The organism is Marseilla massiliensis (genome assembly GCF_016899855.1).
GTDB lineage: Bacteria > Bacteroidota > Bacteroidia > Bacteroidales > Bacteroidaceae > Prevotella.
Genome location: NZ_JACJJG010000186.1, coordinates 1 through 2,091, shown reverse-complemented (window position 1 = coordinate 2,091; position 2,091 = coordinate 1). Strand labels below are relative to the sequence as shown.

2 protein-coding genes are annotated in these 2,091 nt (G+C 43.6%); both read left to right on the top strand.

What is annotated here, in order from left to right; genetic code table 11:
* The first annotated feature begins 198 nt into the window (after positions 1-198).
* Positions 199-1,506: a transcription termination/antitermination NusG family protein gene (locus tag H6A34_RS14205; protein WP_205106047.1), complete on the top strand. Its 1,308-nt coding sequence runs from the start codon at positions 199-201 to the stop codon at positions 1,504-1,506.
* A gap of 88 nt (positions 1,507-1,594) precedes the next feature.
* On the top strand, positions 1,595-2,091 hold a 497-nt coding region (locus tag H6A34_RS14200), incomplete at its 3' end, for a transposase (protein WP_275955208.1).

Here is a 2,091-nt window from a genome sequence, read left to right as displayed (position 1 = left end):
CGTTACGCCTGAAAGATAATGCAAGCGAATGCAATGAAAATCAGTTGCAAGACGCATATTCTTATCTTGAAAAGGTACTTCAGAACTTTCATGCGATTGTCATGAGGGTAGCAAGAAGAATGTTCAGGCGGCAAAGAACGCTTACTTATTACCCAACACCTTAATTTGCCAAATCTCTTAAGACCATTGGATTAGCGTATGCCTAAAGACAAACTCAACCGTGTGGATTTCCATTGGTTCGTCGTTAGGACAAGACCCGGGCGTGAAAAAGAGTTTTGCGATCTTGTCAGGCAAAACAAGGACAAGGTAGGCAATATATTGGAGGCTTATTGTCCAACGCATACTACGGTTGATGTACGAATTGCGGAAAGGAAATGCAAACTACCCCTTTTCGACGGTTACGTGTTCGTGCTTGCCACCCATGATGCACTGGCTGGTTTCATACGTGACTACTATCCGAATGCGGTTATCAGGGTCAACCGTAAACGTCCATCCGAAAGCAGGGCTACGCTTTCCACGATACCCGAGACGCAGATGAGGAAGTTCAAGGACTATAACGAGAACTACCCCGAAACTGCAATCCCCCTTGAACGGCCTTACACGGACTACGCTTTCAACCCCAAAACAAACGAGCCGAACGACATTGTAAAGGTGATTGACGGGCCACTTGCTGGAACTGAAGGTTATATAACGAAGTTCAGGAGAGACAAAAGGCTGGTATACCATTTGAAGGGATTGGACATGGCTGTATCAATACCAAATATCTGGAACTTTCACGTAGTAAGGGTTCACAATGCGGAAGGTGACAAGCAGACAATAGGGACAATCAAGGAAAGGGCTGTTGATTTGTTGATAGGTATAATTCAAGGTTGCGGTTATGGGGACAAGACACTTCCGATGCTGTATGAATTTATCGAAGAACTCACAATAAAGCCCTCGTTGGTAGATTTTTGCAAAAGCTTGTATAATAAAGGACACAAAGAGTTAAGCCAAAGGTTTGCTAAACTTGATACGAAGAATGCTGAGTTAATCCTGAACTTAATCCGTTACGAGAAAGACAATCCAGGTTATGTGAAAGCCAACTGGAATAAACTCGTAATCAGGCCATTCCTTACTCCTACTCCCGGTGTTGAATTTGAAGACGACCAACACGAAACCAAGATACAACATACCAACTTCACCGAGATAATAAGGAAAGTAGATATAACGGAGCAAGTGTATTATCCAAGCAAGGAAGAGGAAGGGACGATTACCACCACTTATTATGCCCACGTTGGAATAATACAAGACAAGGACAAAGAAAGTTTTACCCTCTTTGCAAACTGGGATTATTTTCTTGGAGAGTATTTTATGACAGCTGGTAAGGCAAACGAGAAATTGGTGAAAGGAACGAAAACACAAGCGGCAAGCAACATTGATAATTCAGAAAAAAAGGAAAGCAATGAAAAGCTGATTGAGTCGTTCCACAATTATGCCCCTACCTTATATAACGTGAGTTCGGTATAAGAAAACGATTGAAAAAGTTGTGGGAATGAGATATTTTTAGTACCTTTATAGTTGACAATCAATAAGTTACATAAAAATATCCATTCCCATGACTGATGCAAATATAATAGAAATTTTCTGTATTCTCGATGAATTCTGCAAATATTTTGCTCCCGAACTGAAAAAACACACGCTGGACATCTGCGGCAAACGTCGCCGCAACCGCCCGTGCCTCATGTCCGACAGTGAGGTGATGACCATTCTCGTACTGTTCCATATCTTGCGCCACCGAGACCTCAAGTCTTTCTACCTCGGTTATGTATGCAACCACATGCGTAAGGAGTTTCCACACCGCCTGTCGTACAACCGCTTCGTAGAACGCCAGGCTAAGGTGGGACTCCGGCTTTTGCTGTTCCTGCAGACATGTGCGTTGGGTAAATGTACGGGAATATCCATTATCGACTCCACACCGTTGAAGTCATGCAATATAAAGCGTGCGCACAGCCACAGGACGATGAAGGGATGGGCCGCCAAGGGCAAGTGTACGATGGGATGGTTCTACGGATTCAAGCTGCATATAGTGATAAACGACCGTGGCGAGATAAT